The sequence below is a fragment of the Fusibacter sp. genome, from assembly GCF_057447755.1.
Window position 1 is genome coordinate 1 of record NZ_JBVBZF010000319.1, and the last position, 3,955, is coordinate 3,955.

4 protein-coding genes are annotated in these 3,955 nt (G+C 38.8%); all 4 read left to right on the forward strand.

The window, feature by feature from the left end; all coding sequences use genetic code 11:
* On the forward strand, positions 1–342 hold a 342-nt coding region (locus AC220I_RS19330; RefSeq protein ID WP_486725502.1), incomplete at its 5' end, for a hemerythrin domain-containing protein.
* A gap of 204 nt (positions 343–546) precedes the next feature.
* Positions 547–1,731, forward strand: coding sequence for an anaerobic nitric oxide reductase flavorubredoxin (locus tag AC220I_RS19335; RefSeq protein WP_486725503.1), 1,185 nt, complete (start codon positions 547–549; stop codon positions 1,729–1,731).
* Positions 1,732–2,176: 445 nt separating this feature from the next.
* The gene (locus tag AC220I_RS19340; protein ID WP_486725504.1) at positions 2,177–3,076 is read left to right on the forward strand and encodes a class I SAM-dependent methyltransferase; all 900 of its coding nucleotides are present in this window, start codon (positions 2,177–2,179) and stop codon (positions 3,074–3,076) included.
* Positions 3,077–3,202: 126 nt separating this feature from the next.
* Positions 3,203–3,886 carry a DUF969 domain-containing protein gene (locus tag AC220I_RS19345; protein ID WP_486725505.1) on the forward strand — a complete coding sequence of 228 codons (684 nt, stop codon included), beginning with the start codon at positions 3,203–3,205 and terminating at the stop codon, positions 3,884–3,886.
* Positions 3,887–3,955: the final 69 nt, after the last annotated feature.

Sequence of the window (3,955 nt, forward strand, 5' to 3'; positions counted from 1 at the left end):
AATGTACATGGAGAGCGACACCCTGAACTTTATGAGATTCATAAGACCTTTGGTCTCTTAAAGGTGGAACTGGAAGCGCACCTTGTGAAAGAAGAAAAGCAACTCTTCCCTAAAATACTTCAAGGGGATGCCAACATAGGGGCCTTAATTGAAATGCTTGAGGCCGAGCATGATGGTGCAGGAGATGCCCTTCATAAGTTAACGGATTTGACCGACCATTTCACCTTGCCTGAAAACGCATGTACAACTTACGCCCTTACTTACGACAAGCTAAAAGCCCTTGTTACTGATATGTACATGCACGTTCACTCTGAAAACAACATTCTCTTTAAAAGATTTTAAGGTGGATAAAACCAATATTTAAACCGCAATTATAATCAAAATATATTTTAAGATATAAGTCGGAAATTAATTCATTGGTTATTCGACCATGTTTTAACATTATATGCTTGTTATTTAAATCAAGTGGTATGTAATAGATGAGGCTATTGACAAGGTTTGCGGTAATGAGTTGTGACTTACAGATAGATTGAAAGGAGTATGAGTATGTTTAAGATTAATGAAAAAATCACTTGGGTTGGTAAAATAGACTGGGAGCTTAAAAAATTCCACGGTGAAGAGTATTCCACACATAGGGGGTCGTCATACAACTCCTACTTGATCCAAGATGAAAAGACGGTATTAATCGATACTGTTTGGATGCCTTTTTCAAAGGAATATGTTGAACACTTAAAAACGGTTATTGATTTGAACAAGATTGATTATATTATTGCAAATCATGCAGAGGTTGATCATAGTGGTGCCCTTCCAGAGCTCATGAAGCTCATACCGGATACCCCAATTTACTGTACAAAAAATGGTGTGAAGTCTTTAAAGGGACACTACCACCAAGATTGGAATTTCGTCGAAGTGAAGACAGGGGATACACTTGATCTTGGGTCTGGGAAAATTGTCTTTATAGAAGCGCCAATGCTACACTGGCCTGATAGCATGTTTTCCTATTATACCAGTGATGCCATTTTATTCAGCAATGATGCCTTTGGTCAGCATTATGCATCAGAGCTCATGTACAACGACCTTGTAGACCAGGCAGAGCTTTATCAGGAAGCCATAAAGTACTATGCTAATATCCTTACACCCTTTAGCCCCTTAGTCACTAAGAAAATTCATGAGGTGCTTGGCTTAAATGTGCCTGTGAGCATGATTTGTACCTCACATGGCATTATCTGGAGAGACAATCCGACACAAATTGTTGAGCAATACCTAAAATGGGCAGACAATTATCAAGAGCACCAAGTAACGATTTTATATGATACCATGTGGAATGCGACCAAAATTATGGCAGAGGGCATTGCTGAAGGCATCAAGGCCATAGACCCAACTTTAAATATCAAACTCTTCAATGTAAGTAAGGCAGATAAGAACGACGTGATTTCAGAAGTGTTCAAGGCCAAGCTCGTATTGGCAGGCTCTTCGACCATCAATAAAGGCATTTTGTCAGCAATGGCATCCACACTTGAAATTATGAAGGGTTTAAAGTTTAAAAACAAGAAAGCAGCCGGCTTTGGCAGTTATGGTTGGAGTGGTGAATCCCCTAAGCTCATGACAGAAGAACTCGAAAAATGTGGATTTGAAATCCTCGCTGAAGGTCTAGGTGTCCTTTGGAAACCAGATGAAGAAGCGGTAGAAGCATGTAGGGCTTATGGTCGTGCTTTGGCTGAAAAATTATAATTGTTTTTTCCCTTGACACTTAATTCAGCCCGTTTTAATATGAAAGTGTATATAAGGAAAATTGAAAGGTGGTATGTCATCCGGCTTTGCTTGATGCTAAATAATCGAATAGTATAAGACAAGCGTGGAGAAGAACGAAAAATCTTGAGTTGAATAAAATTGGCATTAACGTTATTTGCTAGATTGCAGATAAGGTTGGTTAGTGTTCCCATTTTCATTCAGAAAAGATTTTGCGTTTAGATCTCCGGCTTACAGCACACCTGCTCAGGCGTTATAGATCTAATCTATAGCGCCTTTTTAATTGCTTAGGGTCATCAAAGAGGGTTTTGATCTTATCCTAAGCAATTGACCTTGTTTTAATAAACGATTTTTCTTATATACAAAAATGAAGCCTAAAATACAATTACGTTTAAACCATTCATCAATGGTGAGAAAGGAAATGAAGATGAATTCTAAAAATACAAACTCTAAAAATACAAATGACCAAATTAGAAGCGCCAATAAAAGGATAACCTTTGAAGCCTTGGCAGAAAAACTTAGAAAACCACCACTTTATGAAGAGGGTGACTTAGAGATATGGCGTGATGACCATATCTCCAAAGGCATGTTGGAAGCCCATCTATCAGAACAGACGGAAGCAGCTAGCCGAAATAGGGCTTTTATTGACCAATCGGTTGATTGGATCTCTAGCATAGCGCCTGCAGATGAGTATCCAAAGCTATTGGATCTAGGTTGTGGTCCGGGACTCTATACAGAAAGATTCCTAGAGAGGGGCTATGAGGTGACAGGTGTTGATTATTCAAGTAGATCCATCCAATATGCAAGAGATCGGGCAAACCTCATGGGTAATGACATCTGCTATATAAAGGCAGATTACTTGGATCTAGTGCTTGAAGAGACCTTTGATGTGATTACCCTCATCTATTGTGATTTTGGTGCACTGAAAGCGCATGAACAAATCAAGCTATTGGAGAATGTTGACAAATGGTTGAAGCCGGGGGGCAAGCTGATTTTCGATGTGCTGACCAACCACTATTACGAGGATATGGCTTTGAAGTCCGATTGGTATTTGCAGGAAGTGTCTGGATACTGGAAACCACATCCCTATATTTGCTTTGAAAGGCAGTGGGATTATGAGCCGAACATCAAGCTTAACCAATATGTTTTATTAGATTCTGAAAACAATTTGACCACTGCAAGGGTTTGGACGCATTACTTCACTAAAAAAAGCATCCTTGAGAGGCTGAAAGCAATTAAACATCAAAAAGTTGAGTTTTATTCAGATGTTAAAGGTGAGCCTTTTGACGAATCGGCTAAAATACTTTGTGTGGTAATCCAAAAATAGAGGTATTGTCATCTGGCTTATAAAAAAGTGTAAGCCAGATGACAAAAAAATAAAAAGCTGATAACAGAACTTTTTCTCAAATTAAAATAGAGTATATATAACCACAGGGGAAAAGGAGGAAAGTTTATGTTAAAACTCATCGGCATTTTAATTATTGTTATTGGTTTTATTAAAAAGTATGATACCTTGGCAGTTGTTATTACGGCAGGTATCGCAACAGGTCTTGTTGGGGGAATGGACTTGATGCAAATTTTCGATGTCATCGGTACATCATTTGTTAAGACAAGATATATGTCACTCTTCTTATTAACCTTGCCTGTCATTGGTATTTTAGAGCGTTATGGCTTGAGAGAACAAGCGGCAAATCTTATTTCCAGTATGAAAAAGTTAACAGCTGGCAGTGTTCTTTCTATTTATACCTTGATCAGACTTATTGCGGGTGCCCTATCTGTAAGACTGGGTGGACATGTCCAGTTTATAAGACCACTGATCAATCCAATGGCGTTTGGCGCAGCTAAAAACAACAATCCAATCTTGGGTGAGGATGCTGAAGAAATTATAAAAGGTCATGCAGCAGCTTCGGAAAACTATGGAAATTTCTTTGGACAAAATGTCTTTGTTGCCTCAGCAGGGGTACTCTTGATTGTTGGTACGTTAGGTGAGCTGGGCACCACGGTCAACCCACTTGATGTCGCTAAGGCCTCAATTCCGGTTGCAATCATTACTTTTATCTATTCTGGCATTTCTTATTGGCGATTGGACCAAAAGTTAGCGCAAACAACAGAAGTCATATTTGAAAAGGGAGAGTGATGATAATGAAAGACATGTTATTGGAAATTATGTATGTCCTTTGTGGACTTGTATCTATAATTGCAGCAG

Coding starts and splice junctions, on each gene's coding strand:
- AC220I_RS19335 (WP_486725503.1), top strand. CDS start 547: ATGTTTAAGATTAATGAAAAAATCACTTGGGTTGGTAAAATAGACTGG.
- AC220I_RS19345 (WP_486725505.1), top strand. CDS start 3,203: ATGTTAAAACTCATCGGCATTTTAATTATTGTTATTGGTTTTATTAAA.
- AC220I_RS19340 (WP_486725504.1), top strand. CDS start 2,177: ATGAATTCTAAAAATACAAACTCTAAAAATACAAATGACCAAATTAGA.